The 26,337-nt window shown below is 63.0% G+C and carries 27 protein-coding genes and 1 tRNA gene; 20 read left to right on the forward strand and 8 right to left on the reverse strand.

Features of this window, described 5'->3' with window-relative positions:
• The first annotated feature begins 312 nt into the window (after positions 1 to 312).
• From hisG to hisE, 9 genes are all read left to right on the forward strand, one after another.
• Entirely contained in the window at positions 313 to 2,028 is a 1,716-nt protein-coding gene (hisG, locus tag ACTQXM_RS04520) for an ATP phosphoribosyltransferase (protein WP_441537548.1), read from the forward strand.
• A 105-nt stretch (positions 2,029 to 2,133) separates the two neighbouring features.
• Positions 2,134 to 3,570 (forward strand): histidinol dehydrogenase, encoded by a 1,437-nt coding sequence (hisD, locus tag ACTQXM_RS04525; protein WP_441537547.1) that lies wholly within the window; start codon positions 2,134 to 2,136, stop codon positions 3,568 to 3,570.
• 1 nt (position 3,571) lies between these two features.
• The gene (gene hisC / locus ACTQXM_RS04530; protein WP_441537546.1) at positions 3,572 to 4,687 is read left to right on the forward strand and encodes a histidinol-phosphate transaminase; all 1,116 of its coding nucleotides are present in this window, start codon (positions 3,572 to 3,574) and stop codon (positions 4,685 to 4,687) included.
• Positions 4,688 to 5,275, forward strand: a complete 588-nt coding sequence (gene hisB / locus ACTQXM_RS04535) for an imidazoleglycerol-phosphate dehydratase HisB (RefSeq protein WP_427795451.1) — start codon at positions 4,688 to 4,690, stop codon at positions 5,273 to 5,275.
• 137 nt (positions 5,276 to 5,412) lie between these two features.
• Positions 5,413 to 6,114, forward strand: a complete 702-nt coding sequence (gene hisH, locus ACTQXM_RS04540) for an imidazole glycerol phosphate synthase subunit HisH (RefSeq protein WP_441537545.1) — start codon at positions 5,413 to 5,415, stop codon at positions 6,112 to 6,114.
• Positions 6,111 to 6,854, forward strand: a complete 744-nt coding sequence (locus ACTQXM_RS04545; RefSeq protein ID WP_441537544.1) for a HisA/HisF-related TIM barrel protein — start codon at positions 6,111 to 6,113, stop codon at positions 6,852 to 6,854. The genes hisH and ACTQXM_RS04545 overlap by 4 nt, the downstream gene beginning before the upstream one ends.
• 3 nt (positions 6,855 to 6,857) lie before the next feature.
• Positions 6,858 to 7,640 carry an imidazole glycerol phosphate synthase subunit HisF gene (gene hisF / locus ACTQXM_RS04550; RefSeq protein ID WP_441537543.1) on the forward strand — a complete coding sequence of 261 codons (783 nt, stop codon included), beginning with the start codon at positions 6,858 to 6,860 and terminating at the stop codon, positions 7,638 to 7,640.
• Positions 7,641 to 7,782: 142 nt separating this feature from the next.
• A complete protein-coding gene (hisI, locus tag ACTQXM_RS04555; RefSeq protein WP_441537542.1) occupies positions 7,783 to 8,112 on the forward strand; it encodes a phosphoribosyl-AMP cyclohydrolase in 330 nt (109 codons plus the stop codon).
• A 46-nt stretch (positions 8,113 to 8,158) separates the two neighbouring features.
• Entirely contained in the window at positions 8,159 to 8,476 is a 318-nt protein-coding gene (hisE, locus tag ACTQXM_RS04560; RefSeq protein WP_006235893.1) for a phosphoribosyl-ATP diphosphatase, read from the forward strand.
• 110 nt (positions 8,477 to 8,586) lie between these two features.
• Here the strand turns inward: hisE and ACTQXM_RS04565 are convergent, their stop codons facing one another.
• Positions 8,587 to 9,498 (reverse strand): PHP domain-containing protein, encoded by a 912-nt coding sequence (locus tag ACTQXM_RS04565; protein ID WP_441537541.1) that lies wholly within the window; start codon positions 9,496 to 9,498, stop codon positions 8,587 to 8,589.
• Positions 9,499 to 9,836: 338 nt separating this feature from the next.
• On the opposite strand from ACTQXM_RS04565, the gene larC reads away from it, so the two are divergent.
• The 5 genes from larC (at position 9,837) to ACTQXM_RS04590 (ending at position 13,744) form a co-directional block, all read left to right on the forward strand.
• On the forward strand, positions 9,837 to 10,322 hold the full coding sequence (gene larC, locus ACTQXM_RS04570) for a nickel insertion protein (RefSeq protein ID WP_441537540.1): 486 nt from the start codon (positions 9,837 to 9,839) through the stop codon (positions 10,320 to 10,322).
• A gap of 59 nt (positions 10,323 to 10,381) precedes the next feature.
• Positions 10,382 to 10,930 carry a phosphodiesterase gene (yfcE, locus tag ACTQXM_RS04575; RefSeq protein WP_441537539.1) on the forward strand — a complete coding sequence of 183 codons (549 nt, stop codon included), beginning with the start codon at positions 10,382 to 10,384 and terminating at the stop codon, positions 10,928 to 10,930.
• Positions 10,931 to 10,932: 2 nt separating this feature from the next.
• Complete coding sequence (gene mazG, locus ACTQXM_RS04580) at positions 10,933 to 11,793, forward strand: nucleoside triphosphate pyrophosphohydrolase (protein WP_441537538.1); 861 nt, start codon at positions 10,933 to 10,935, stop codon at positions 11,791 to 11,793.
• Positions 11,794 to 11,961: 168 nt separating this feature from the next.
• Positions 11,962 to 12,723 carry a hypothetical protein gene (locus tag ACTQXM_RS04585; RefSeq protein WP_441537537.1) on the forward strand — a complete coding sequence of 254 codons (762 nt, stop codon included), beginning with the start codon at positions 11,962 to 11,964 and terminating at the stop codon, positions 12,721 to 12,723.
• Positions 12,724 to 12,742: 19 nt separating this feature from the next.
• Positions 12,743 to 13,744 (forward strand): Ppx/GppA phosphatase family protein, encoded by a 1,002-nt coding sequence (locus tag ACTQXM_RS04590; protein WP_441537536.1) that lies wholly within the window; start codon positions 12,743 to 12,745, stop codon positions 13,742 to 13,744.
• Positions 13,745 to 13,893: 149 nt separating this feature from the next.
• Here the strand turns inward: ACTQXM_RS04590 and ACTQXM_RS04595 are convergent.
• Together ACTQXM_RS04595 and ACTQXM_RS04600 are read right to left on the reverse strand one after the other, a co-directional pair.
• Positions 13,894 to 13,978: transfer RNA gene (locus ACTQXM_RS04595), tRNA-Leu, on the reverse strand.
• A gap of 31 nt (positions 13,979 to 14,009) precedes the next feature.
• The gene (locus ACTQXM_RS04600) at positions 14,010 to 14,633 is read right to left on the reverse strand and encodes a hypothetical protein (protein ID WP_427718884.1); all 624 of its coding nucleotides are present in this window, start codon (positions 14,631 to 14,633) and stop codon (positions 14,010 to 14,012) included.
• A gap of 163 nt (positions 14,634 to 14,796) precedes the next feature.
• Here ACTQXM_RS04600 and ACTQXM_RS04605 point away from each other — a divergent pair, with 163 nt between their 5' ends.
• Positions 14,797 to 15,084, forward strand: coding sequence for a PTS sugar transporter subunit IIB (locus tag ACTQXM_RS04605; protein ID WP_055252380.1), 288 nt, complete (start codon positions 14,797 to 14,799; stop codon positions 15,082 to 15,084).
• Between the two features lie 11 nt (positions 15,085 to 15,095).
• Positions 15,096 to 15,470: a VOC family protein gene (locus ACTQXM_RS04610; protein WP_427718886.1), complete on the forward strand. Its 375-nt coding sequence runs from the start codon at positions 15,096 to 15,098 to the stop codon at positions 15,468 to 15,470.
• 292 nt (positions 15,471 to 15,762) lie between these two features.
• Here ACTQXM_RS04610 and ACTQXM_RS04615 read toward each other — a convergent pair whose 3' ends face one another.
• Genes ACTQXM_RS04615 through ACTQXM_RS04625 form a run of 3 tightly spaced genes read right to left on the reverse strand, consistent with a single transcriptional unit; the run spans position 15,763 to position 18,388 of the window.
• On the reverse strand, positions 15,763 to 17,058 hold the full coding sequence (locus tag ACTQXM_RS04615; protein WP_441537535.1) for a sensor histidine kinase: 1,296 nt from the start codon (positions 17,056 to 17,058) through the stop codon (positions 15,763 to 15,765).
• On the reverse strand, positions 17,042 to 17,827 hold the full coding sequence (locus ACTQXM_RS04620) for a response regulator transcription factor (RefSeq protein WP_441547612.1): 786 nt from the start codon (positions 17,825 to 17,827) through the stop codon (positions 17,042 to 17,044). Before ACTQXM_RS04620 ends, ACTQXM_RS04615 begins: the two co-directional genes overlap by 17 nt.
• An 18-nt stretch (positions 17,828 to 17,845) precedes the next feature.
• Complete coding sequence (locus tag ACTQXM_RS04625; protein ID WP_441537185.1) at positions 17,846 to 18,388, reverse strand: DUF4342 domain-containing protein; 543 nt, start codon at positions 18,386 to 18,388, stop codon at positions 17,846 to 17,848.
• Positions 18,389 to 18,944: 556 nt separating this feature from the next.
• On the opposite strand from ACTQXM_RS04625, the gene ACTQXM_RS04630 reads away from it, so the two are divergent.
• Together ACTQXM_RS04630 and ACTQXM_RS04635 are read left to right on the forward strand one after the other, a co-directional pair.
• Positions 18,945 to 19,184 (forward strand): hypothetical protein, encoded by a 240-nt coding sequence (locus ACTQXM_RS04630; protein WP_441537186.1) that lies wholly within the window; start codon positions 18,945 to 18,947, stop codon positions 19,182 to 19,184.
• A gap of 49 nt (positions 19,185 to 19,233) precedes the next feature.
• On the forward strand, positions 19,234 to 19,995 hold the full coding sequence (locus ACTQXM_RS04635) for a metallophosphoesterase (protein WP_441547613.1): 762 nt from the start codon (positions 19,234 to 19,236) through the stop codon (positions 19,993 to 19,995).
• A 15-nt stretch (positions 19,996 to 20,010) separates the two neighbouring features.
• Here the strand turns inward: ACTQXM_RS04635 and gluQRS are convergent, their stop codons facing one another.
• The gene (gene gluQRS / locus ACTQXM_RS04640) at positions 20,011 to 21,021 is read right to left on the reverse strand and encodes a tRNA glutamyl-Q(34) synthetase GluQRS (protein ID WP_441537188.1); all 1,011 of its coding nucleotides are present in this window, start codon (positions 21,019 to 21,021) and stop codon (positions 20,011 to 20,013) included.
• 514 nt (positions 21,022 to 21,535) lie between these two features.
• Between gluQRS and ACTQXM_RS04645 the strand changes: the two genes are divergently transcribed.
• A complete protein-coding gene (locus ACTQXM_RS04645) occupies positions 21,536 to 23,479 on the forward strand; it encodes a DUF2207 family protein (protein ID WP_441048713.1) in 1,944 nt (647 codons plus the stop codon).
• A 273-nt stretch (positions 23,480 to 23,752) separates the two neighbouring features.
• Here the strand turns inward: ACTQXM_RS04645 and ACTQXM_RS04650 are convergent, their stop codons facing one another.
• The gene (locus ACTQXM_RS04650) at positions 23,753 to 24,394 is read right to left on the reverse strand and encodes a GNAT family N-acetyltransferase (RefSeq protein ID WP_427728515.1); all 642 of its coding nucleotides are present in this window, start codon (positions 24,392 to 24,394) and stop codon (positions 23,753 to 23,755) included.
• 277 nt (positions 24,395 to 24,671) lie between these two features.
• Here ACTQXM_RS04650 and purH point away from each other — a divergent pair, with 277 nt between their 5' ends.
• Entirely contained in the window at positions 24,672 to 26,279 is a 1,608-nt protein-coding gene (gene purH, locus ACTQXM_RS04655; protein WP_441537189.1) for a bifunctional phosphoribosylaminoimidazolecarboxamide formyltransferase/IMP cyclohydrolase, read from the forward strand.
• The last annotated feature ends 58 nt before the right edge of the window (positions 26,280 to 26,337 follow it).

Raw genomic sequence — 26,337 nt, forward strand, 5'->3', positions numbered from 1 at the left:
CCGATACAATACGGAGAGGCGCAGCGATGCGCTCGGCGGCCGCACGCCGGCCGAGTTCCGCGCCGCGCTGGGAAGGGCCGCGTAACGGTCCAAGAAATCGTCCGCAGTCCCAAGTCTCAACCGGAAACCGCATCCCAGTTTTTGGCTGGCGGGCGGGATGTGCCTCCTCCATTGTTTCCAAATGAATACGCTGTGAGCCGAGGGGGACGGTTCTCCCCGCAAGCACTCTAGTATGCTAAAGTACCCAGAAGATCGGCGGAGCTATGCCGGTCTTTCGTTCTATATGAAACGCAGTATGAGGAGGCTCACCAGATGACGGCCACACCGTGGGGATTCCGGGACATATTGCCCGAGGAGGCTCAGGCACGCGAGGAGATCGCGTATACGGTGAAGGGCTGCTTAAGGGAGCATCATTACCTTCCGGTCGAGACGCCGCTGCTCGAGGACAAGGGTTCGCTCGAGGAGGGCGGCCGCATTGCGGACACGCCGTTTAAGCTCTTTGATGACGACGGCCGCCTGCTGGTGGTCCGTCCCGACAACACGCTGCCGATCGTGCGCCTGGTTTCGACCCGTATGCGTGCGGCCGATCTGCCCCTGCGCCTTCGCTACGAGGCGCCGGTGGTTCGCGAGTGCCAGCGCAATGCCGGTGGCTCGCGTCAGTTTACGCAGCTGGGCTTTGAGCTTATCGGTGCGGGCGATACCGCGGGCGATGTAGAGATTGTTTCACTGGTGGCCGAGGCCGTGCGTAAGCTGGCGCTTCCCGATGCTCGTATTATCGCAGGTAGCGTGCGTCCTTTTAAGGAGTTGCTCGCGGCGTGCGAGGATCGCGAGCTGGCAGCCGAGGCCCTGCGCTGCGTGCATGCCAACGACTTTGTGGGCCTCGATGCCCGCGTGGCTGCCAGCACCGAGTCTGATGCCGTCAAGGCCGCCATTAGCGAACTGCCGCGCCTGCACGGTGGTGCCGAGGTGCTCGACCACGTGGACGCGCTGCTGGAGGCCGCCGGTATCGCCGCGCCGCCGACGCGCGAGCTGCGTGCCCTGCTCGAGGGCCTGGCTCCCGAGGACGCCCAGGTGCTGTCGTTCGATTTCTCCATTATGAACTCTTTCGATTACTACACGGGCCTGGTCTTTAAGGCCTATGCCGGTGGCTTGCCCGATCCGGTGGGTTCGGGCGGACGCTACGACTCCATCTTTACCGGCGCATTTGGCGACGGCATCGAGGTGCCGGCGGCGGGCTTCGCCTTTTCGCTCGAGCGTTTGGAGGCCGCTCGTACCTCGGCAGAGGACACCGCTTCCGACGGCGATCACGCCGCGGGCCGTGGCGCCGAGGGTCCGCTGCGCATTGCCGTGCCCAAGGGCTCGCTTAAGGCAGACACGCTCGACGTGCTCGAGGCCGCGGGCCTGGATGTCTCTGAGTTGCGTGACCCCGGCCGTCACCTGATTGTGCGCGGTCGCGACACGCGTGCCGGTGAGGGCACGGTCGGGGATATCGAGTTTGTTATCGTGCGACCCAGCGATGCGCCCGCCTTTGTGGGCTGCGGTGGCGCCGATTGCGGCATCTGCGGCTGGGATTCGCTCATCGAGGCCGACCTCAACCTGCTGCAGCTGGTCGACTTGGGCTATGGCCTGTGCACCTTTATCGAGGCAGAGCCCGCGTGGCGCGCCGGTCAGGCCGAGCGCAACTATGCCCGCCGCGGGTCGCTTCGCGTGGCTACCAAATATCCGCGCATCGCGAGTGCCTGGTATGCCGAGCGCGGTGTGAACGCCGATATCGTCTCGCTGCACGGTAACATCGAGCTGGGCCCCATCGTCGGCATGACCGACCGTATCGTGGATATTACCGCCACGGGTGCCACGCTGCGCGACAACGATTTGGTCATCACCGGCCGCATTATGGACTGCACGGCGCGCTTTTTTGTCAACCCGGGTGCCGCTCGCTTAGATCCGCGCGTACGCAATCTGGCAGATCGCTTGGCGGCGGCCGTTAAGGACAAGCATTTTGAGCCCGTTGCGGGCTCGGCACAATAGCGCGAGCACGCACGGGCGCCCCAACGTCTGGGCTGCGGGCCGATGGGCGCCGCCGCCCGGCCTCTCGTTTTTCGAACACAACCTCGACCGATAGGGGATACCGATATGAAGACTATCAAGCTTGCTCCCGGTGAGCGTCTCGTTACCAACCAGCTCAACCGCAAGGGCGTGCTGCCGCAAGACATCGTCGACGCCGCCCGCGATATCGTGGCCAACGTGCGCGCCAACGGCGATGCCGCGGTGCGCGACTACTGTCAGCGTTTTGACGGTGTTGAGCTGCAGAGCTTCCGTCTGCCGCAAGAGCAGATCGATGCCGCGCTCGAAGACCTCGACCCGGCCTTTGTCGCGGCGCTCGAGAAGGCTGCGCGCCAGATTCGCGAGTTCCACCAGCGCGAGGTCGAGCAGAGCTGGTTTACCACGCGTGCAGATGGCACCATGCTCGGCGTTAAGGTGACCCCGCTTGCGGCGGCCGGCATCTACGTGCCGGGCGGTCGCGCGCAGTATCCCTCCACGGTGCTCATGAATGCCATTCCCGCCAAGGTGGCCGGCGTTGAGCGCGTGGTCATGGTGACCCCGCCGCAAAAGGACGGCCTGATCAGTCCCTACACGCTCGCGGCGGCAAAGCTCGGCGGCGTGGACGAGATCTATATGGTGGGCGGCGCTCAGGCCGTGGCCGCGCTGGCATACGGTACCGAGACCATTCCGCGCGTCGACAAAATCACCGGTCCGGGCAACGCCTTTGTTGCCGCGGCCAAGCAGATTGTCTCGGGCGACGTGGGCATCGACATGGTCGCCGGCCCCTCCGAGGTCTGCGTGCTGGCAGATGCCACGGCCAAGCCCATGGTGGTCGCGGCTGACCTGATGGCCCAGGCCGAGCACGATCCGCTAGCAGCCTGCTATCTGGTGACCTGCGACGAGCAGTTTGCGCGCGAGGTCGAGGCGGGTATCGACATTTTGGTGGCACAGTCCCCGCGTGCCGAGATCACGCGCGCCTCGCTCGACAACGAGGGCACCATCGTGGTGGCCGCCGATATGGCTGCTGCCGTCGAGGCGGTGAACACCGTGGCGCCCGAGCACCTGGAGCTGCACTGCAAGGATGCGATGGGCCTGCTCGGCGGCATTCGCAACGCCGGCGCCATCTTTGTGGGCGCTTGGAGCTCCGAGCCGCTTGGCGATTATGTTGCCGGCCCCAACCACACGCTGCCGACCGGCGGCACGGCCATGTTCTCCAACCCGCTTTCGGTCGAAGAATTCGTCAAGCGCTCGAGCGTCATTTGCTATACGCCCGAGGGCCTGCTCTCGGACGCTCCCGCGACGCAGCGTTTGGCCGAGGCCGAGGGCCTGTGGGCACACGCGCTTTCCGCCGCACTGCGTCGCCGTGTGCTGGAGCAGGGCGAGGGTGCCGTGAGTGCTGAGTCTCTGGCCGCGGCCGACCTGACCAAGGTCGCCTGGCCGGGCGACGCCGTGGCGACGGTCGCCGAGGGTGTGGACCTAGCGGCTGCAAGCGCGGATGGCGCTGGCGCGACCGGCGAGGAGGCCTAATATGGCCGAGCTGACGTCTCGCATGAAGGAGCTCGTCCAGCCCTACTTGGCTGGCATTGAGCCCTACAATCCCAACTTTACGCCCACGCGCATCAACCTTTCGGCCAACGAGAACACCTATCCCGTGCCGGCTGGCGTGCGCGAGGCGGTCGACGCCGCCCTGGCTGCCACGCCGCTCAACCGCTACCCCGATCCCATGTCGAACGACCTGCGCGACGAGCTTGCCGCTTGGCATGGCGTGGCGCGCGAGAATATCTGCGTGGGCAACGGCGGCGACGAGCTGCTCTATAACTACCTGCTGGCGTTTGGCGGCGCGGGGCGGACCCTGCTCAACTGCCCGCCGTGTTTTAGCGAGTATGCGTTCTTTGCGTCGCTCTGTCAGACCGAGGTGCGCGACGTGTGGCGCGACCCGGCGACCTTTGAGCTCGACCAGGCTGCCGTGCTCGCGGCGGCGCCCGAGTGCAACTTGGCCATTGTGACCTCGCCCAATAACCCCACGGGTGACGTGGCACCGCTCGACTTTGTCGCGGCCCTGTGCGATGCGTGCCCCGGCATGGTGATGGTCGACGAGGCCTACGTTGAGTTCGCCGACGCTTCGTTTGGCGCGGCCACCACAGCGCAGGGACTTATCGCCGAGCATCCCAACTTGGTGATCCTGCATACGCTGTCCAAGGCGTTTGGCGCCGCCGGCACGCGTCTGGGCTATGTGATTGCGGCGCCCGAGGTCATCGACGTGTTCGCGGCGATTCGCCAGATCTATTCGGTCAACGTGCTGAGCCAGGCGGCGGCGCTTGCCTGCGTGCGCGCCCGCGATGCGTATGCGCCCGTGGTGGCACAGGTCGCATCCGAGCGCGAGCGCGAACTGTGTGCCCTGCGCGCAATGGCTGCCGGGGGTCTGCCCGTGGAGGCATGGCCGAGTGCGGCGAACTTTGTGCTCGTGAGCACGCCGCATGCTACGCGCGTGCGTGAGCGCCTGCGCGACGAGTATTCGATTTTGGTGCGCGACTTTAGCTACGCGCCGGGGCTTGCGGACTGTCTGCGCATTACCGTGGGCACCCCGCAGGAAAACGATGAGGTGCTGGCTGCGTTTGCCGCGCTGGTGAAGGAGGAGATGTAGATGAGCCGTTATGCCGAGGTGACCCGCAAGACGGGGGAGACCGACATTGTTGTCAAACTCGATCTGGACGGATGCGGCGTGTGCGATATCTCGACCGGCGTGCCGTTTTTCGACCACATGCTCAACGCCTTTGGCCGCCATGGCCTGTTTGATTTAACGGTGCATGCAGTAGGCGACGTGGAGGTCGACGCGCACCATACCGTCGAGGACACGGGCATTGTGCTGGGTGAGGCGTTTTGCCAAGCGCTGGGCGACAAGGCGGGTATTACGCGCTTTGCAGACGCGGCGATTGCCATGGACGAGACGCTCGTGATGGCCGCCGTGGACATTTCGGGTCGCGGCCAGGCCTACTGCGAGCTGCCCGTGCCGACCGAACGTGTGGGCAGCTTCGATACCGAGCTGGCCGTCGAGTTCTTCTATGCCTTTGCGCGCGATGCCAAGCTTACGCTGCACGTGCGCGAGCTCGCAGGCGGCAACTCGCATCACATTATCGAGGCCGCCTTTAAGGCCGTGGGCCGCACGATGCGCCACGCCTGCGAGCTCGATCCCCGCGTTCAGGGCATCCCCAGCACCAAGGGCTCGCTGTAGCCTGCCAAAAAGGGACAGGTTTATTTTGGCAGGTTTTATCTGCGGAAATGCTGTCTTATACGGTGGGTGAACGTTTAACCGACCAAAATAAACCTGTCCCTTTTTGGCAGGTTTTGAATGGGAAAAAGGAGGGTCGCGTGGGCGAACCGAAGACCGTGGTGGTCGACTACCACAAGGGCAACTTGTCGAGCGTCGTGCGCGGGCTTGTGCGCGCCGGTGCCGCCGCCTGCACGTCGGACGATCCGGAGCAGATCCGCCGCGCCGACGGCCTGGTCATCCCGGGCGTGGGTGCGTTCAATGACGCGATCGCCTTTATGCGCCAGAGCGGCGAGGCGGACGCGGTGCTCGACGCCGTTGCCGCCGGAACTCCGCTGCTCGGCATCTGCCTGGGCCTTCAGCTATTTTTTGAGCGCGGCAACGAGGGCGTGCCTGCGGACGAGGGCGCGGTCGCCGATGGCAGCGCCCCCGAGCAGGCTGGCGGTCCCTGGGTCGATGGCCTGGGCATTATGCGCGGTTCGTGCACGCGCTTGGAGTCGAGCCGACTGAAGGTGCCGCACGTGGGCTGGGACCAGGTGTACATGACGCCCGCCGGTGCGGCCGATCCGCTGCTTGCCGGTTTTGCCGAGGGTGCCAACATGTACTTCACCCACAGCTACGCGGTGGCTGACGACGCCGATGCCGCCGATGTGCTGGCGTGCACACACTATACGCGGAGCTTCCCGTGCATCGTGCGCCATGGCAACGTGTGGGGCTGCCAGTTCCATCCCGAGAAATCCTCCGCGCTGGGTCAGCGCATCCTTAAGAACTTTGTGAGCATCGTCGAGGAGGTTGGCCGATGATCCTGTTTCCCGCAATCGATCTGATCGGCGGCAAGGTCGTGCGCCTGGAGCGCGGTGACCGCAGCCGCTGCAAGGTATATTCCGACGACCCTGTGGCCGTTGCCCGCTCGTTTGCCGAACAGGGCGCGAGCTGGGTGCACGTCGTCGACCTGTCCGCTGCCTTTGGCGAGGACGAGGGCGCACGCGCTGCCAACTCGGCGGCGATTAAGGGCATCTGCGGCGTCGACGGTCTGTCCGTGGACGTGGGCGGCGGCGTCCGCTCGCTTGCGCGCATCGACGAGTTGGCAGGCTTCGGCGCATGCCGTATCGCGCTGGGCACCGTGCTGGTGACCGAGCCGGGTTTTGCCGAAGTGGCAGCCCAAGGCTTTGGCGAGTTGCTGGTGGCAGACATCGCCGCGCGCGACGGCCAGGTCAAGGTGAACGGCTGGCGTGACGGCGCGGGCGTGGCGCTCGACGATGCCGTGGCGCAGCTTTCCGAGCTGGGCTTTAAGCATCTGGTGTATACCGACATCGCGCGCGATGGCATGCAGACGGGTATCGATGTGGCGGCGTATCGCCATGTGGCCGAGGTCGCGGGCTTTCCCGTCGTGGCTTCGGGCGGCATCTCGACGCTCGACGACATCCGCGCACTGGCCGCGGTGGGCGAGGGCGCGATTGAAGGCGCCATTACCGGCCGTGCGCTCTACGAGGGCAACTTTACGCTGGCCCAGGCGCTGGCCGCCGCCCGAGGGGAGGAGTAGCCCATGCTTACCAAGCGCGTAATTCCCTGTCTGGACGTCAAGGACGGCCGCGTGGTCAAGGGAGTTAACTTTGTAAGCTTGCGCGATGCGGGCGATCCGGTGGAACTGGCCCGCGCCTACGACCGCGAGGGTGCGGACGAGGTCGTCTTCCTGGACATTACCGCCACGAGCGACAACCGTGCGACGACCATCGAGATGGCGGCGCATGCGGCCGAGGAGCTCGCCATTCCCTATACCGTGGGCGGCGGCTTTCGCGACCTGGCGGGCATGCGCACCATGGTTGCCGCCGGTGCCGACAAGGTGTCGCTCAACTCGGCGGCCGTGCGCGATCCGTCGCTGATTAGTCAGGCTGCCGCGGCGTTTGGCAGCCAGGCCGTGGTCGTGGCGATCGATGCCAAGCGCGTCGGCCTGCCCGGCGCATCCGGTGCCGACAAGTGGGAAGTCTTCACGGCGGGCGGTCGCAACGCCACGGGCATCGACGCGGTGGCGTGGGCCGAGGAGGCGACTCGTCGCGGCGCCGGCGAGATCTTGCTCACCAGCATGGACCGCGACGGTACCAAGGCCGGTTTTGATTTGGCGCTTACCCGCGCCGTGGCCCGCGCGGTGCCAATCCCCGTCATCGCGAGCGGCGGCGTGGGCACGCTCGAGCATTTTGCCGAGGGCGTGATCGAGGGCGAGGCCGACGCCGTGCTGGCGGCGAGCGTCTTTCACTTTGGAACCTTCAGCATTCGCCAGGTGAAGGAGTATATGGCCTCTCAAGGCATCCCTGTCAGGTTGGACTTCTAGCGCTGGGGCTTGCCCAGGCACCCGACCTTCCGGCTCCAACCCTCCTCGCGTACTTAAGTACGCGTCGTCGGGCTTGTCGCTCGGAATCTCGGGCACCTGGACAACCCTCGCCGACCTGCGAAGTTTGAATTTGGGGAGAGAAATGGAAGAGATAACCGATCCTTCAAAGCTTGCGTACGACGCCCGCGGGCTGATTCCTTGTGTGGTTCAGCAGTATGACTCCGGCGAGGTGCTTATGGTTGCCTGGATGAACGAGGAGTCGGTGGGGCTGACGCTCAAGACCGGCACCACGTGGTTTTGGAGCCGCAGTCGCCAGGAGCTCTGGAACAAGGGCGCGACGAGCGGCAACATGCAGGAGGTTCGCGAACTCTGGGCCGACTGCGATAGCGACACGCTGCTGGTCAAGGTCGACTCGCCGGGTCCGGCCTGCCATACCGGCAACCGTACCTGCTTCTTTAAGAAACTCGCGTAGGGCGGGCGCTCGACCAGGCGCTTGGCCAACCAGAAAGGATTGAACCATGGGTGTGCGTACCGCAAATGTTCAGGATGGAAATATCGGCGAGACGCTAACGGGGCTGGCCGAGGTGATTCACGGTCGTCGCGATGCGTCGCCGCAGGAAAGCTATACCGCCCGACTGCTGACCGATGTGGAGGATGAGCTGCTCAAGAAGCTTGCCGAGGAGGCGAGTGAGGTGATCATGGCCTGCAAGGATAACGACCATGATCACATTCGCTACGAGGCTGGCGACCTGGTCTACCACCTGCTCGTGACGCTTGAGCGCTACGGCATTACCCTCGACGAGCTGGCCGGCGAACTCAACGCCCGCCGCCACTAGTCGTTAAAGAACGTCCCCGATGACCATAGAAGTTGCGGTGGAATAGTTCTTGTTTGACGGTCTTAGGGCTATAAATAGGAGCTATTTCACCGCAACTTATGAAGGGATGGCTAGGCGAGGGGTGTGGACTCCCATTCGCCGGTGGGGTGGGGGATGTCGAAGGTTCGATAGCCGCAGTCGTAGGCATGGGCTTGGGCCTCGCGGATATTCCAGCAAATATCACAGGCGCGGTGCGCATCCGAGCCAAAGGTAATGGGCGCCTCAGCATGGGCAAAGCAGCGCAAAAGGCCGGTCGCGGGATAGTAGTCGTCGAGCCCCTTGCGCGGTGCGGCGGTCGAGACTTCAACGCGGCGGCCCGTATCGTGCGCACACTCGGCCATCTGCCGCCAAAACGGTGCGGGGTCAAAATCGGGCGCAAAGCCTTCCTTCGAAAAGCGCATGACCAGGTCGGGGTGAGCCATCACATCAAAGTTGAGCGAGCTTTCGCAGGCGCGGCACCAGTCATCGACATAGCGCTCCCACACGCCGCGCACGCCTAAGTTTTCCCAAACGTGCAGGTTGGTGTCGTCGTCGATCCAGCCGCAGCGTGAGTCGGGCGTATCGGGGCGTGCGACGCCCTCTGTCCCCGTCGTGCCCGCAGCGCCTGCCATGATATTGCCCGGGTTACCAATCCAATGCACGCTGCCCAGGCGTACGACGGCGCCCCGGGACCAGCGCTCAACCAAAGGCTCGCAGCCTTCGTACCAATCGCACTCAAAGCCATAGACAAGCTCGAGCTCCGGCGCAATCTGCACGGCAAGCTTGCGGGCATCCTCAAAAGCCAGACGATGCGCCGGCAGGTCGCCCTCGACAACCTGTACCTCGCAGGTGGCATCCATGCTGGCAGGCAGGGTAAGGTGATCGGCCGAGACCATGGTGCGGCAACCGGCCGCAGCAGCGGCGCGGACGTTGTCTTCAAACGAGGCGTGTCCGTCCGAAAACGAGGTGTGAGTATGGCAATCGACCAGCGGGCAAGCAGGCATGGCGGCTCCTTTACGTCAAGCGAATCTGCTCCATTGTAACGGCGCGGCCCCCAGTGCGATGTGCGCGCCGTGGGCCGAAATCGACTGGAAAGGACGGGCGGCGCATAAGGGCGGGCTCGCGACATCGGCCTTGCTTCGAATCATGTACCTCAGCCTCCAAAACTGACAAAAAATGACATGTTTGGAGGCTGATGTACATGTTTGGCCGAGGCGGTGGAGTGTCGGTTCTTGCAGACAAGGAAAATCGCGCTCATCGCGCGCCGCCACACTTGCGCCGCTCGCGATGTGCTAGCGTTTGGGTGAATAAAACGAGCCCGTGCGGAAAGGAGCCGGACCGTATGCAACGTGGAACTACATCTCCGCTGTCCCGCGAGACCGATGCGCCCGAAACCATCGTCAAGCTGGAGTGCGACATCGACGACGCGTCGCCCGAGGTGCTCGCCTACGCCGCCGACCGCCTGCGCGAGGCCGGCGCGCGCGAGGTGCACTGGCTGCCCCTCTATTGCAAGAAAGACCGCCCTGGCTGGCAGTTGCAGGTAATCTGCACCCACGAGGATATCGAGCGCCTGCAGACGATCATCTTTTTGGAAACCACGACCAATGGCATCCGCCGCCAGGTTATGGAGCGCGTTTGCCTGCCGCGCTACTTTGAGCGCGTAACGACGCCGTGGGGCGAGGTGTCCGTCAAGGTGGCCACCTTGCCCGACGGCAGTGAGCGTGCGGCGCCCGAGTACGAAGACTGCGCCCGCCTTGCCCGTGAGCACAATGTGCCGCTCCAACGCGTGATGCAGGCGGCCCAGAGCGCGGCACTGCGATTTGAATAACGCGGCTGGTGGCGACATTCCGCGCTCGGCCACGTCAACCCCACCCCGAAAGGACCTCCATGAAATACCTCATCGCTTCTGACATCCACGGCTCGGCATATTGGACCGAGCGCCTCCGCGCCGCCATCGAAGCCGAGCAGCCCGACCGCATCGTCCTGCTGGGCGACCTGCTTTATCACGGTCCGCGCAACGACCTGCCGCGCGACTACGCTCCCAAGCGCGTGATTCCGCTGCTCAACGCCCTGGCCGACCGCATTATCGCGGTGCGCGGCAACTGCGACGCCGAGGTCGACCAGATGGTTCTCGACTTTCCCGTCATGGCCGACTACGCCACGCTGTTCGACGAGACCGGCCGCGAACTGTTCCTGACGCACGGCCACGTCTTTGGCGCCGGCATGCACAACAGCGTCGACCACGCGCCCGCGCTGCCCGAGGGCTCCGCGCTCGTCTACGGCCACACGCACGTCAAGGTCAACGAGGAAAGCACCGCGCACCCGGGTCTGTGGCTCTTCAATCCCGGCAGCGTGAGCATCCCCAAGGACGGCACGCACAGCTATGGTATCTACGAGGGCGGCGCGTTCCGCCATGTGATCATGGAGGAGGACTAACCATGGCCGAGCACATGGCTCAGCAAAATGCCGAAGGTTCGCGCGACCTGTCCACGCTGGTCGATGCATCGGCCGAGTTACAACATCTGGTACAGACTATCTGGCGCCTGCGTCAGCCCGACGGCTGCCCGTGGGACCGCGAGCAGACGCACCAGAGCATTGGCAAGAACATGATCGAGGAGGCCTACGAGGCGCTCGACTGCATCGAGGCGGATGACGCGGCCCATCTTCGCGAGGAGCTGGGCGATGTGCTCATGCAGGTCGTGTTGCATGCGCAGATCGCGGCGGACGCCGGCGAGTTTACGCTGGCCGACGTGGCGCGCGATATCGACGCCAAGCTCATTCGCCGCCATCCGCACGTGTTTGGCGATGTGGACGCCGGCAGCTCCGACGAGGTGCTCAAGATTTGGGACGAGGTCAAACTTGCCGAGAAGGCCGCCAAGGACCAGGCCGTGGCGGCGGGCGAGGCTGCGCCCGAGGGCCTGCTCGACGGCGTGCCCACGCATCTGCCGGCGCTGATGCAGGCTCAGAAGGTGTCGCGCAAGGCGGCTGCCGTGGGCTTTGAGTGGGAGACCGTCCAAGATGTGTGGGACGAGGTCGCCGAGGAACGTGCCGAGTTTGAGGCCGAGGAGCCCGGCTCGCCCGAGCGCGAGATGGAGTTTGGCGACCTGCTCTTTGCCCTGGTCAACGTTGCGCGCAAGGAGGGCATCGACGCCGAGAGCGCCCTTCGTGCCAGCACGGCAAAGTTCCGCCGCCGTTGGGCCGCGATGGAGCAGATGGCGGCCGATGCCCATGTTGATCTTGCCGAGCTTTCGACCCACGGGCTCAACGACCTGTGGGATGCCGCAAAGGCAGGGGAGTAGGACACGGTGTTGGTCGGCGGGGCGTAAGGGCGGCGCCCCGTCGACTTGCCCGTTGGCGACCATGCGCGCTCGAGTAATGGATTTGTCCTACGGCTCGTCCGGCTGGTCCGCCCGCGTGCTATAACTAAAGGACTTAGCGCAAACAAACCTCAACCGCACAAGGCGCACATGGATCAGATTTACGACAACAGGCACTATTCCGCCGGTTCGCGCGAACCGTCACCTCGCCGTGCGCATTCGGTGCAGCTTGGCGGGTCTGGTTATGCTGGCGCTGATCGCTCCAGGTATAGCTCGCCGGCGACTTCGCATCCCAATGCTCAGCCAAATAGTTCCTCGGACAGTCCGGTGTGCCCATCGCGTTCCAAGCATGCGTCGCGCCCTTCGACCCAGGCGTCCGACAAGCCGCGCCGTCCCTCAAGCCGTCTTTCGGGCTCGGACTTTATGCACTACGCCAACGATAACGCGGTGGTCAAGGCAATCTATGATTTTACCCACGGTCCCCAGCGAGGGCTGTTTGTTGGCATTGTCGTCGCCCTGGCGCTCGTGAGCCTGTACTTCCCGGTGCGCGACCTGTATGTGGCAAAACGCTCGAGCGACATCTTGGCCAAGCAGGTCGAGATTCGCGAGCAATATAATGACGACCTGCAAAAAAGCGTCGACAAGCTGCTCTCGGAGGAGGGCATTAAGGACGCGGCGACCGAGGACCTGGGTCTGGTGATGCCCGGCGAGAAGAGGATTGAAGTGCAGGGCCTGGACGACGATTCCGATGCCTCGTCGAGCCAGAAGTCGTCGAACGCCAAGAAGGCCAGCGAAGTTGCCAAGGAAATCGAAGAGGTCGGCAAGGACGCGCCGTGGTACATCCAGACGCTCGACATGCTGTTTGGATTTAACGGCGTCGAGGGCCAGGCAGTCGTGTCCAATGGCGAGTAGCGCCCGGAGGGGGGCCGCAATGACGAATTGCAAACGATATAAGGTGGCGGCGATTGACCTGGGAACGGTGTCGTCGCGACTGGTGCTGGCCCAGGTCGAGGACGGGGCGATCGTGGAATCGTCCAAGCATACCGAGATTACCGACTTGGGCGAGGGCGTGGACGCAACGGGGCGCTTTTGCGAGGCGGCCGTTGGGCGCGTGCTCGCTGCGTGCCGAATGTTTGTGGACGAGGCCCGTGCCTTTGGGGCCGCGTGCATCTGCACCACGTGCACGAGCGCCGCGCGCGATGCGTCCAATGCCGCGCTGCTGCTGGACGGCCTGCGCGAGCTGGGGCTCGAGCCGCAGGTGATTCCGGGCGAGGTCGAGGCGCGCCTGACGTTTTTTGGCGTGGCGCACGACTTTACCGGCGAGCGCATCATTGTTACCGATTCGGGTGGCGGATCCACGGAGCTCGCGACGGGCGTCTATGCGCCGGAGCGTGGGGTCTTTGCGCTGGAGGGAACGCGCTCGCTGGACATCGGCTGTCGCCGCGTGACGGAGCGGTTTTTCTCGGCGCTGCCGCCAACGGGCAGCGAGCTTGCCGCCGCTGGCGCGTGGGCAAACGAGCAGTTTGCGGGCTACTTTAAGAGCTTGCCGGTCGACTTTGAGCGAGCCGAGCGCCTGGTCGCGGTGGGTGGCACCGTCACCACGCTCGTTGCGCTCGTTCACGAGCTGGAGCCGTATGATTCGAGTTTTGTGCACCTGCGCGAGCTTTCGCTGGACCAGGTTTCGGACGCTATCGAGCGCATGTCCTCGCTGGATGTCGCGGGCATCGCCGCGTTGCCAGGCGTGCAACCCAAGCGTGCGGGCGTGATCCTGGCTGGTGCTGTGGTGATTCGCGAGCTCATGCGAGCCGGCGGCTACGACGCGCTCACTGTAAGCGAGAACAGCCTGCTCGCCGGAATGGCCGCCACCATCAACGAGGTTCTCGACGGCACGACCCCCACCATCGCCTGGACCCCCAGCCTCAGCGTCCTTTAACCATCCCCTCATAAGTTGCGGTGAAATAGTTCCTAAATGGGCTGATAAACTGCCAAAACAGGAACTATTCCACCGCAACTTAGAGGCTTGACGGTATCCAAAAGAAGCGAGCCCGCATTCCAAAGGGACACGGGCTCGTAAACAATACGTGGTAGGGGCGGTGGGACTCGAACCCACAATCCTTGCGGCGAGAGATTTTAAGTCTCCTGCGTATGCCAATTCCGCCACGCCCCCGTAAGACTAGAAGTCTAGCACAAGCCGTCCGTTACGCGTTGACGGCCATCGAGTGTTGGCCCGACTTCTCGAGGAACTCTTGGAACTTTGCCTCGTCGCCCTTGTTTTGGTACTGCAGGGCCAGCAGGTACTCCAGTCGGCAGCGCTTGACCGGGTCGTTGCCGACATCCTCGAGCATGCGCTCCAGCTCGGGAATGTCGTTGTGGCGCTTGAGGATCATCGTGTCGTACATCAGCTGGCATTCGTGCGCGACTGCCTCGGCTTGGCCACCCTCAAAGCCCTTGATCTCGTGCAGCAGCTCCTTGGACTTTTTGCGGTCCTCCTGGCCAACGTAGTAGTTAAAGGCCTTGATCACCAGATCGACGCGCTGCATCTTGGGCAGGTTGAGCCCCAGCAGCAGGTCAAACATCTCGTCGGCGCGCTCGTGGTCCTCGCGCAGCAGATAGGAGTTCAGGCGCAGGTAGTCGCGGTTGTAGCGCGGGTACAGCATGCTGGTGAGTTTGCCGTCGAGCAAACGATCGAACTCGTCCCACTGTTTGGCGGCCATGAGCCGCTGCAGGCGTTTAAACGTGGTGCGTTTTTTGATGCTAAAGAGCAACGACACGGCGATACAGATGACAACGACGACGGTCCAGAGTGTGCGGGAATCGGGCATATTGAGCTCCTCGGTCGCTCGTAAAACAAGCGGTATGACAAAACGTACTAGATGTATTATACGCAGCGTGCAAGCAAACTGGCGCAAAAGTGCATCGAGGCCGAGCGCCATCGCTCGCTGCGGTACACTTACCTAAAGTAAACCATGAAGGGAGACATTACCTATGAAGAAGATCGTTTTGGCTTGCGGTGCTGGCGCTGCTACTTCCACGCTCGTTGCCCAGAAGGTCGCCACCATGCTCGACGCCAACGGTTACGCCGGCAAGTATGAGATCGTGCAGTGCGCCATTTCCGAGGCCAAGGACGCTTGCGACGAGGGCGCCGACCTGCTGATCGCCACCACCGTTGCCCCCGAGGGCCTCACCTGCCCGTACGTGAGCGGCGTGCCCTTTATGACCGGCATGAACCGCGTCGCTGCCGAGAAGGCCGTTCTCGACGTCATGGCTCAGTAGGCGCTGCCTGTATGAACGAGCAGAACGCCAACCCGGTCGAGCTCTTTGGCATGCGCGTTGCCCATGTGGGCATTAACGCCACCGACCCGGCAGACGCCCTGGAGATCGCGGAGCTGTTCTCGACGATGATGGGCCTGCCCGTCAGCGAGACCCCGATTTCGTACTTTAACGACTCGCTGGTCGAGATCATGAAGCAGAACGGTCGTGGCGCCAAGGGCCACATAGGCTTTGCCGTCAACGACATCGATGCTGCCGAGAAGTGGTTTGCCGAGCACGGGCTCGAGGTCAACGAGGAGTCGCGCGTGCTGCTGCCCGACGGCGGCACCAAGCTTGTGTACTTTAAGCGCGAGTTCGCCGGCTTCGCCGTGCACCTGTGTCGCGAGTAGCGCGCAAGCTGCTATAACGAAAAAAGGGATAGGGCCGCATGGCCCTATCCCTTTTTTGCCGAGGGGGCGACCTTTTGAGGGGACATGAAATCGGGGTCTAATACTTTTCCCGAGAAGTGAACGAGCAGAATTGGACCCCCGAAGCATCGACACTTTGAGGGTACCGTTTCCTGCGGTTTTGATGCTGGAATCCTGCGATTATCCCGTCGAAAAATGTGGATGCTTCAGGGGTCCAAATACGCTCGTTCACTTTTCCGGAAAAGTATTAGACCTCGATTCACGAGGGGGCTTCCTACCGTGGCAGGCGAATCGTAAAGCGGCTACCGACGCCCTCGACCGAGGTCACGCCAATGGCGCCGCCATGGCTATCGACAATCCACTTAGCAATGGCAAGCCCCAGACCCGAGCCCTGCGCGCCGGCATCGCGTGCGTTGTCGGCGCGGTAGAACCGTTCAAACGCGTGAGCTGCGGACTCCTGGTTCATACCGATACCCTCGTCCTCAACACTTATGTCGATCGCGCCCGTGCCCGTATCGGGAGTTATGGCAAACGTGACGGTCGTTCCCGCGTTCGAATACTTGGCGGCGTTCTGCACGATCACGCGCAGAGCCTGCTTCACAAGCGCCACGTCGACAGGTGCGTCGCAGCGCGGATCGTTGGCAAATGCAGTGTCAAAAGCCAGCCGATACGTGTGCGCGGCGTCGATCATCTGCGATTCCTCGCACACCTCGCCGACCAGTGCGGCCAGGTTGGTATGCGCACGCCGCAGGACCGTGCGCCCGGCATCGCCGCGTGCCAAAAACAGCAGCTGCTCCACGAGCTCCTGCATATGCTCGCTTTCGGCCTTGAGGGACGCGATGGATTCCGCCAGCACGTCCGGGTCGTCTTTGCCCCAGCGGTCGAGCATGTTTACGTAGCCCTGAATCACCGCGATGGGCGTGCGCAGCTCGTGGCTTGCATCGTTGACAAAGCGCATCTGCTGCAGCTTGGCCTCTTGCATCTGGCGCAGCAGCCGGTTGAGCGCGACCTCGATGCTTGCCAGGTCGGCGTCGCCGGTGGTGACGCTCGGCGAGTCGACGCTTGCACGCTCGATGGCCTGTTCCAGCGTTTCCATTTTGCCGCCGGAGAGTTGCATGCGGCCGAGTTCGTCCACGCGCAGGGCCAAGTCGTTGAGCGGTGCCATGGTGCGACGCACGTGCCTCGCGCCGCCGAGCATGTTGAGCACGCTGATGACCTGCCAACCCACAACGACAAGGTAGAGAGGCCATAGCGCGACGAGGTCCTGCGCGAGAGGGAAAGTCTTGGTGGTACGCGCAAGTTCGACGGTATAGGTGAGCGTTGTCAGGTCCCAGTCGCGCGCGGGCTTCAGCGACATGCCGTGAACGGCGGCGCTGGGGATCCATCCTGCGGTAAACGCGCCTTCGGGCAGCGTCTGGTTGTATCCATAGACGAGGATCGCCGCCGCAATCACCATCAGCAGCAGATCGAGCCAGACGTAGCTCATCAGGCGGCGCCATATATAGCTCCAGTTGATGGCGCGGGCGATGGAGGTGACACGCTTGGCCTCGGCGTTACGCACGGCAGACATAGCCCACCCCGCGCACGGTCTGGATGATGCGGGCGCCGCCGGCGTCCTCGATCTTGGCACGCAGGTGCGCGATGTGCACGTCGACGTTGTTGGTGTCGCCCACGTATTCGTAGCCCAGCGCCTCGTGAGTGATGCGCTCGCGTGTGAGCACGGTTTCAGCATGTGCCATAAGCAGGGCGAGAACGTCGAACTCGCGGGCCGTGAGCGCGATGGGCGAGCCGCCGACCGTGACTTCGCGGCGGTCGGGGTCGAGCACGACCGAGCCCACGGTGAGCGCGGCGGGGGAGGGCGCGACGGAAGCCTTGGTCGACTCACTGACCGGGGGCACCGCAGCGGCGTCGCCGCCCGCGCCGCCCGCCATGCCCGCCCCGGCGCCGGCGCCGCCAACGCCCGAAGCCGCCCGCACGGCCTCCGCGCGCTTCAGCGCCACGCGAATCCGTGCGAACAGCTCCTCAATCGCAAACGGCTTGGTCAGGTAATCGTCGGCACCGGCATCGAGCCCGGCCACCTTGTCCATCACGGTATCGCGCGCGGTGACCATAATCACCGGCACATCCTTGTGCTTGCGGACACGCCGCAGGACCTCCATGCCGTTGAGCTGCGGCAACAGCACATCGAGCAGAATCAGATCGTAGTCGCGCTCCAGTGCCAAGTCCACGGCGGTGCGGCCGTCGGCGGCGTGCTCCACCTGGTAGCCCTCGTGCTCCAGCTCGAGCGTCACAAAGCGGGCGATTTTCTCCTCGTCCTCTACGATCAGGATCCGTGCCATGCGTGTCCCCGTCTGCGATTACTTGTCGTCGTTCAGGTTTTGCTTGATGTCGTCCGCGGCGTCGGCGGCGTGATTCATAAGGTTGTTGATGCTGCCGGGCACGTCGCCGTCGCTATCGATGCGGTAGCGCATGCCAAAGAACAGGCCAATCAGCATGAGCCATATCGTGGCGCCCCAGGCAAACAGGGCGACGATGGGGATCAGGATGGGGATGTTGAGGATGATGGCGTCGCGGCGCGTGGCGATAAACTTGGTGTCCAGGCTCAGGCGGAAGAGCTTTTTGAGGTACTCCCACACGCTGTCCATCTTCTTGGAAAAGTCAGTCTTTTCGCTCGACTTTTCGTAGGCTGCCTGCGCGGCGACCATCTCGGCCGAGGGCTCATCGACTGGCGCGGCCTCGGTGGCGGCATGCGCCGACGTGGTCTGGGTCTTGCCCTGCGACTCAAGCCAAATGATGGCGTCCAAAACGTTGCCGTCGGCGGCTTCGAGCGCGGCCTTGGCATCGGTGTAGCTCACGTTGCACTTGGTGCGGATGGTTTCAACTTTTTCGAGGTCGTCCATGACCTGTCCTTTCGTTCGATGGGCGCGACGTCGGGCGATCTGCCCGGGCGCGAGCGTTGCGTTCAGCGGTCTGCGTTGCGCGGCGCCGCCCCGCCCTTGGTCGAACTTTATAGTGCAGGTTATAGATTAAGCGATTCTTGAGCCAAGATTAATGTTGGATGAGTTTTTGGGTGGTGTGGGGAAGGAAGAGGTGCCCTTCTGGGTAGCTAGCAGCGAGGTCTAATACTTTTCCCGAGAAGTGAACGAGCTAAAACGGACCCCCGAAGCATCGACACTTTAGAGGTGCCGTTTCCTGCGGTTTCGATGCTGAAATCCTGCGATTTTTCCGCCGAAAGATGCGGATGTTTCAGGGGTCTAAAAACAGCCGTTCACTTCGCGGAAAAGTATTAGACCTCGATAGCGGGGGATGGGGTGCCGGTGCAAAACGGCGTTAAGGGTTGGTCGAGCAGGTGGTTTCTCCATTGATGTCCGCACGGCATGTGACACTTACCCTGCCGCCCTGCTCTGCCGCGGCGGCATGTACCCAAACAACGGCCCTCTAAGGAGTCCGATATTGATGAGTGATAACACCAAGCATCTCGCAAAGAAGTGCGTTAAGGACGTGGGGCCGTGCCTCGCGCTGTGCGTGGTCGGCGCAGCGGTCGCGCTGCTGGCTGTTCTGGGGCCGTTCGACGTGCTCCGAAGTGCCGGTTCTCTGCGCGTTTGCATGGCCCTTGCCGGCGCTATGATGACCGGCGGCGTGCTCGATCTGATTTTTTGGGTGCTTGATCCGTTTGGATGGAAGAACGAGGGGTAAGCCCTAAGGGATGGAAGGGCTGGAACGGTTGGCTTAGTGATCGTGCAGAATGTGGACTAGCTACTTACGGGGAAGCGATGATCCGATGACGGTCTATGTGACGGGCGATATTCACGGCGGCCTCGACATGCAAAAGCTGCGCGACTGGGATCTTGGGGATAGTCTGACGAGCGATGACTATCTGATTGTCGCGGGCGACTTTGGCTTTCCGTGGGATTTCTCTGCCGAGGAATGCATCGATAACGCCTGGCTGGAATCGCGTCCCTATACCGTGCTGTTCGTCGACGGCAATCACGAGCGTTTCGATCACTGGGCGGAGCGTCCCATGGAGCTGTGGCACGGTGGGCTAACGCAACGCCTGTCGGATACCTCTCCCATACGGCGCCTGACGCGCGGCGAGGTTTTTGAGCTCGACGGCTCAACGATCTTTACCATGGGCGGCGCCACGAGCGTGGATAAGGAATACCGCATTCCCTATTCCAGCTGGTGGCCACAGGAGCTGCCGGACGAGCGCAACTTTGAGGAGGCGCGGACAAAGCTCGACAGCGTGGGCTGGAAGGTTGACTACGTGGTCACCCACACCTGCTCTACGCGCATGCTTTCGCCCACGCTCTATCCGGGGCCTGGCTGGAATTACCCCGACGTCGACCGACTTACAGCATTTTTCGATGAGCTGGAAGACCGCTTGGCCTACAAGCGCTGGTACTACGGGCATTTTCATCGGGATGCCAACCCTGCCGAGCGCCATACCGTGCTCTACGACTGCATCGTTCGCTTGGGCGACGAACTCCAGCCCTGGGACGTTGCGTAGGGGCGAGGTATTTGGCTACTCGGCCGTTACAGCGATGTTCTCGCGGTGCGCGCGGATGACATTCCAGCTAAAGTGCTCGACCAGCTGCTCGGCAGAGCGCGGCGTGGTGTCCGGTGTGATGCCCGTTTGCCCGGCGAGCCAGCCCAGCAGCGCCTCGGGTGTGCCAAAGCGTGCGCGTAGTTTGCCCAGGTCCAGGTCGCGGTCGCGCTTGGAAAGGCGGCGGACGTCTGGCGACACGAGCAGCGGAATGTGCGCGTAGTGCGGCGTGGGAAGTCCCAGCAGATGTTGCAGGTAGATTTGGCGGGGCGTGGAGCCCAGCAGGTCGCATCCGCGCACGACCTCGGTGACGCCCATGGCAGCGTCGTCGACCACCACGGCTAGCTGGTAGGCAAAAACGCCGTCGCTGCGGCGCACCAAAAAGTCGCCGCACTCGGTGGCGAGTGCCTCGCATTGGGCTCCGTACGTGCGGTCAACGAATTCGATCACGTCGCCGGCGAGGTCGTCGACGGCGGGCACGCGCAGGCGCGTGGCGGGAGCGCGCAGGGCACTGCGGCGGGCAACCTCCTCGGCAGAAAGGCCTCGGCAGGCGCCGCGGTAGATGGGCGTGCCGTCGCTGGCATGCGGCGCGCTCGCGGCGTGGAGCTCGGCACGCGTGCAAAAGCAGGGATAGGTGAGGCCGGCGTCTTTCAGCCGGCGCAAGGCGCTCTCGTACAGGTCCAGACGATCGTGCTGGTAGTAGGGGCCTTCGTCCCACTCAAGCCCTAGCCAGGCCAGGTCGTCAATCAATTGAGCGGCAAGTTCCGGGCGCTTGCAGCGATCGTCCAGGTCCTCAATGCGTAACACGATACTGCCGCCCTGGCTGCGGGCCGAAAGCCACGAGCACAGGCAGCTGAACACGTTGCCCAGGTGCATGCGGCCCGAGGGCGACGGGGCAAAGCGACCTACGACAGGTACGGGAACGGAGGCGGGCGGCGTTGTTGGCGCGTTCGCGGCGGGCGTTGCTATGTTGCGTGCGTTGATATCCATGCGGACGAGTATAGCGCGGGGCGCGATGGGGAGGCGTCACTGTGGTCCGCAAGTTGTCGAGGTCCCGCATTGCGTATGGTGGGCCGCAGGCTCGGTGCTTTGATTCCTGTCGATCAACTCAGTACCTTAGACAACAGAAACCCCGGCAGCTCTTCGCAACTGCCGGGGTTTCCGCGGAAAAGGGGGACATGATCCTCGAGCGAACGGCAAAGGGGCAAACCAGTTTCGCTCAACTGCTTTATGCCCCTCGGCTGGCGGCTCAATCAGCGCGTGCCGCGCCCACACAAAGCTGCTACACCTGTGACGGAGCTGTGAAGTGGTATCTATTGCTGGCGCGGGCCATGCCAAGGGCGTCCCTCATGACTAGTCATTTAAGAACGTCCCCAATGACTAGCTGCTGGCGGCAGGCATGTCTTTCATCCCGTTTGGCGCTCCGGTCGCCTAGATGTTCGTCATGTGTACCCGCAAACGTGGGACAATGGCGCTGTTGGTTTTACAGACAAAGGATGTGCCTATGAACGCCCCCGTTGCCAATGCTTGTCGGCAGCGCTGCCTGCTTGCGCGATTTGCTTCCATTTGCGCACTCGTCGCGTGCGTGCTGCTGCTGTTGCCCGCCGTTGCACGTGCCGACGGGTATTCCATGACCCAAACCTATATCGGTGCCACGGTTGAGGCCGATGGATCGCTGACCGTTGTCGAGGGGCGCCAGTTTGATTTCGACGACGACATCAACGGCGTGTATTGGGATATCAATACGGGCACCAACCAACAGGGTGGTACGGCGGGTGTCGATGTGCTGAGCGTCGAGGAAGATGATGCCGCGTTTAGCAGGGTTGACTATGCAAACAAAGGCGACAACGGCGTCTATACGGTTGAGCAGTCCGACGGCGGCGTAAAGATCAAGGTGTTCAGCCCCCACGAGAGCGGCGACAGCGCGATCTATTACGTGAGCTACACCATGACCGGTGCGGTTATGAACTGGTCCGATACCGCCGAGCTCTACTGGAAGTTTGTGGGTGACGGCTGGTCTGCGGACTCCGATGACGTCGAGATGGAAGTTTACTTCGCAAATGCCGCTGCCGGAACGGCGGCCGTCAAGGGCGATAACTTCCGTGCATGGGGCCACGGTCCGCTCACGGGCGACGTGTCGCTCGACGCGGACGAGCCCATGGTCACCTATACCATACCCTGCGTGCATCAGGGCGAATTCGCCGAGGCACGCATCGCCTTCCCCAGCGATTGGGTGCCGCAGCTCGCCGCCTCGGGCAAGGAACGCATGTCGACAATTCTGAGCGAGGAGAAGGCGTGGGCCGAGGAGGCCAACGCCCGCCGCGCTCACGCCCGCATGATCGCCAATGCACTTGCCGTGGTTAGCGTTGTCGCGGCGGTGGCCTTTACCGGCACGATCGTCGTGCTCAAGTTGCGCAAGCGCAAGCCCAAACCGCTGTTCCAGGACGAATACTTCCGCGACGTGCCCTCGGCCGACCATCCCGCCGTGCTTTCGGCCCTCATGAGCTGGAACGAGGTGCCCGATCAGGCATATATCGCCACACTCATGAAGCTCACCGACGATCGCGTGATCAAGTTAGAGGAGGCAATCGCGACCAAGGGCAAGAAGGGCCTGCTCCGTCGCGAAAAAGAGGAGCAGACGTATCGTGTGACGGTGAGCGATGCGGGCTGGAAGTCGGCCAAGGGCATTGACCGCATGGTGCTCAAGGTCTTCTTTGCCGGTGCTAAGCCCGACGAGAACGGCGATCGCTCGCGCACGTTTGACGAGCTGCAACACTATGTTAAGCAGCACGCTACGCCCGTGGGCGACAAGCTCAAGGACTATCAGAGCACCGTTAAGGGCAAACTGGCCGATAGCGAGTACGTTGCCTCGGACGGCATTGTCGCAATGGTGTTTTGCCTGGTTCTTGGTACTCTGATCGCCTTTGTTCCCGTGGGATCCATCTTCTTTACCGACGGCGCACAGGTGAACATTGTCGCCGCGGTTATCTCGGTGCCGATTGTGCTGGTGGGTATTGGCGTGGGCCTTACGTTCCGCCGCCTTACGCCGGAGGGCGCCGAGGTGGCGGCTCGCTGCAAGGCGCTCAAGCATTGGCTCGAGGACTTCACGCGTCTAAAGGAAGCCGTCCCCGGCGATCTGGTGCTGTGGAATAAACTTCTGGTGATGGGTGCGGCGCTGGGCGTTTCCAAGGAAGTTCTGCGTCAGCTTGCCGAGGCCGTGCCGCCCGAGGTGCGCGAGGCCGACGGCTTCTACGACAATTACCCCTGCTACTGGTGGTACTACCATCACTACGGAAACCAGTCTCCGCTCGATTCGTTCGATGGCGTGTATCACGAGAGCATCCGTGAGCTGGCTTCGAGTTCCGATAGCTCGAGCGGCGGCGGCGGTGGTGGCTTCTCGGGCGGCGGGGGCGGCGGCGTCGGCGGAGGCGGCGGCGGAACGTTCTAGCGGTCCTAAATTATGGGATGGGCTTTTCTCGGCAGCCGTCGGGGAAAGCCCATCCCCTTTTTATGCACCAAAATGCGCCGATCTTTTACTTTTGCCCACCGCTATTTGCAGACTCCTCTATAGGGTGATGCCAGCGAGGGTTTCGGCGACTCTTTTGTTCAAGACTGTCCCCGGCGACTAGTCATTTAAGAACGTCCCCAACGACTAGGTGTGGTTGCTGCCAAGGAGTGTCCCGGGGTGCCGGCACAAAGGGGACGTCCCTAACTGCCGGTTTTAGGCTGTTAGGTCGAGTTCGTAGAGGAAGCTTTCGCGCGGCATGTCGTGGCGGCGCTCTTCTCGGTTGGCGCGGTGCGTGGCCGTGCGCTTAAAGCCGTGCAGCTCGTAGAACTTCCACGAGCAGTTGGAGTCGGTATACAGGTGCGCTCTCGACGCTCCGCGCGAGGACAGGTGCGAGACCGCGGCATCGAGCAGAACCGAGCCAACGCCCAGGCCGTGGACATCGCGATCCACGGCAAGCAACGTGACCTCGTTGTCATGCGGCAGCGGGCTGCTCTCGAGCAGGCGGTTGTTGGTCCGAATGGTGGCGCGCACAAACGAGAGATACTCGGCACAGGCATCGGGCTCCAGCTCACGCATCTGCGACAGCAATGCGCGTTCGGTATCCATCCAATGCTCCTTAACGGTGGCGCCGCTGCTTTGCCCCGCACGTGCGAGTGCAATGCCGCGCGCCTGGCCGTCGATTACGGCGACCTGCGAAAACGTCGATGATGAAAGGCAATAGGCGAGGTCGCACGCGGCCTCAAGGCGGTTGTACTCTTCGTTATCCGAATTGTTATGCCAAAGCTGCTGCAAGATCAGCGCGATGGCGTCGAAGTCTTCGGTATCAAACGGTCGGTAGAGAACCCGCGAGACCATGGTGCCTCTTTCTATTGCGGATGCATATCGAGCACAGTTCTACCACGCCATTGGCATCTAATTATGGTGCCCCTGTGTTCCATCAACTCACCGTGCCCAGTGGCGCTCCTGCAACCCCCACTCGCAAGCTTTTTCTGCACATGCGCCCGTTACGGGGTGCATCGATGCGCTCGATGCGCTACATTGAATCAGTATTTTCAATGCCGCTGCGCGAGCGCTGCAGATCGACGTATCACCGACTCACAGAGCACGGCGGCGTACCAGACAGGAGGACTGCATGGGATCTGATGTGAAGATCGCACGCGCGTTGATCTCGGTTACCGATAAGACGGGCGTCGTCGATTTCGCACGGACGCTGGTTGACGACTTTGGCGTCGAGATCATCTCTACGGGCGGCACGGCTCGTGCCATCGAGGACGCGGGCGTTCCCGTAACCCCCATCGAGGAGTTCACGGGCTATCCCGAGATGATGGACGGCCGCGTCAAGACGCTGCACCCCAAGGTTCACGGCGCGCTGCTGGCTCGCCGCGATTCCGAGCAGCACATGCAGGAGGCAGCTCAGCACGGCATTAAGCTGATCGACCTGGTCGTCGTCAACCTGTACGAGTTCGAGAAGACCGTCGCCAACCCCGAGGTCACCTTCGCGGATGCCATCGAGCACATCGATATCGGTGGCCCCTCCATGCTTCGCTCTGCCGCCAAGAACGCCGCGAGCGTTACCGTCATCTCCGACCCGGCCGACTATGATGCCGTCCTGGCCGAGATGCGCGAGACCGGTGGCTGCACCACGCTATCCACCCGTTGTCGCCTGCAGGTGAAGGTCTACCAGACCACCGCCGCCTACGACACGGCTATCTCTCGTTGGCTTGCTGCCCAGGCAAGCGACGTGGCGGACACCTCTGCCAAACTCGAGGTCTCGCTGGAGAAGGTCGACGACCTGCGCTATGGCGAGAATCCTCAGCAGAAGGCTACGGTCTACCGCTTTGCCGATGGCTGCGAGAACTCCGCGAGCTCGCAGTTCCCGCTCGTGGGCTCCGAGCAGATTCAGGGCAAGCCGCTCAGCTACAACAACTATTTGGACGCCGATGCCGCTTGGAACCTGGTTCGCGAGTTCGACGAGCCTGCCTGCGTGATCCTCAAGCATCAGAACCCCTGCGGCTCCGCCGTTGCCGAGGACATCACGGCTGCCTATGACCGCGCCTTTGCCTGCGATCCCAAGAGCGCTTTCGGCGGCATCATCGCCTGCAACCGCGAGGTTCCCTTTGAGCTGGTTGAGCACTTTGCCGATCAGAACAAGCAGTTCGTCGAGGTCATCATCGCCCCGAGCTACACCGCCGAGGCGCTCGAGCGCATGGCCAAGCGCCCCAACCTGCGCGTGCTGGCTACCGGCGGCGTGGACCACGGCGCCGAGGTGGAGCTGCGCTCCATCGACGGCGGCATGCTGGTGCAGGAGGTCGACCACGTGATCGAGGATCCCGCGACCTTTACGTTCCCCACCGACCGCAAGCCCACCGATGCCGAGATGGCCGAGCTTGAGTTTGCCTGGAAGGTCTGCAAGGGCGTCAAGTCCAACGCCATCCTGGTCTCCAAGGGTAAGGCCGGCATTGGCATGGGCCCGGGCCAGCCCAACCGCGTTGACTCCGCACTGCTTGCCTGCGAGCGCGCCGAGGACTTCTGCGAGCGCGAGGGCGTGGAGAAGGGCGGCTTTGCCTGCGCAAGCGACGCGTTCTTCCCGTTCCGCGACAACGTCGACGTGCTTGCTGAGCACGGCGTGACCTGCATCATCCAGCCCGGCGGCTCCAAGCGCGACGACGAGAGCATCCAGGCCTGCAACGAGCATGGCATCGCAATGGTCTTCACGGGCGCCCGCCACTTCCGCCACTAATGATCGTTACGCGGTTTTACCAAACCGCGTAACTGCTCGACGCTGCGCCGGCCCCAAG

Origin of the sequence: Collinsella sp. LCP19S3_D3, assembly GCF_052121455.1 — a bacterium.
GTDB lineage: Bacteria > Actinomycetota > Coriobacteriia > Coriobacteriales > Coriobacteriaceae > Collinsella.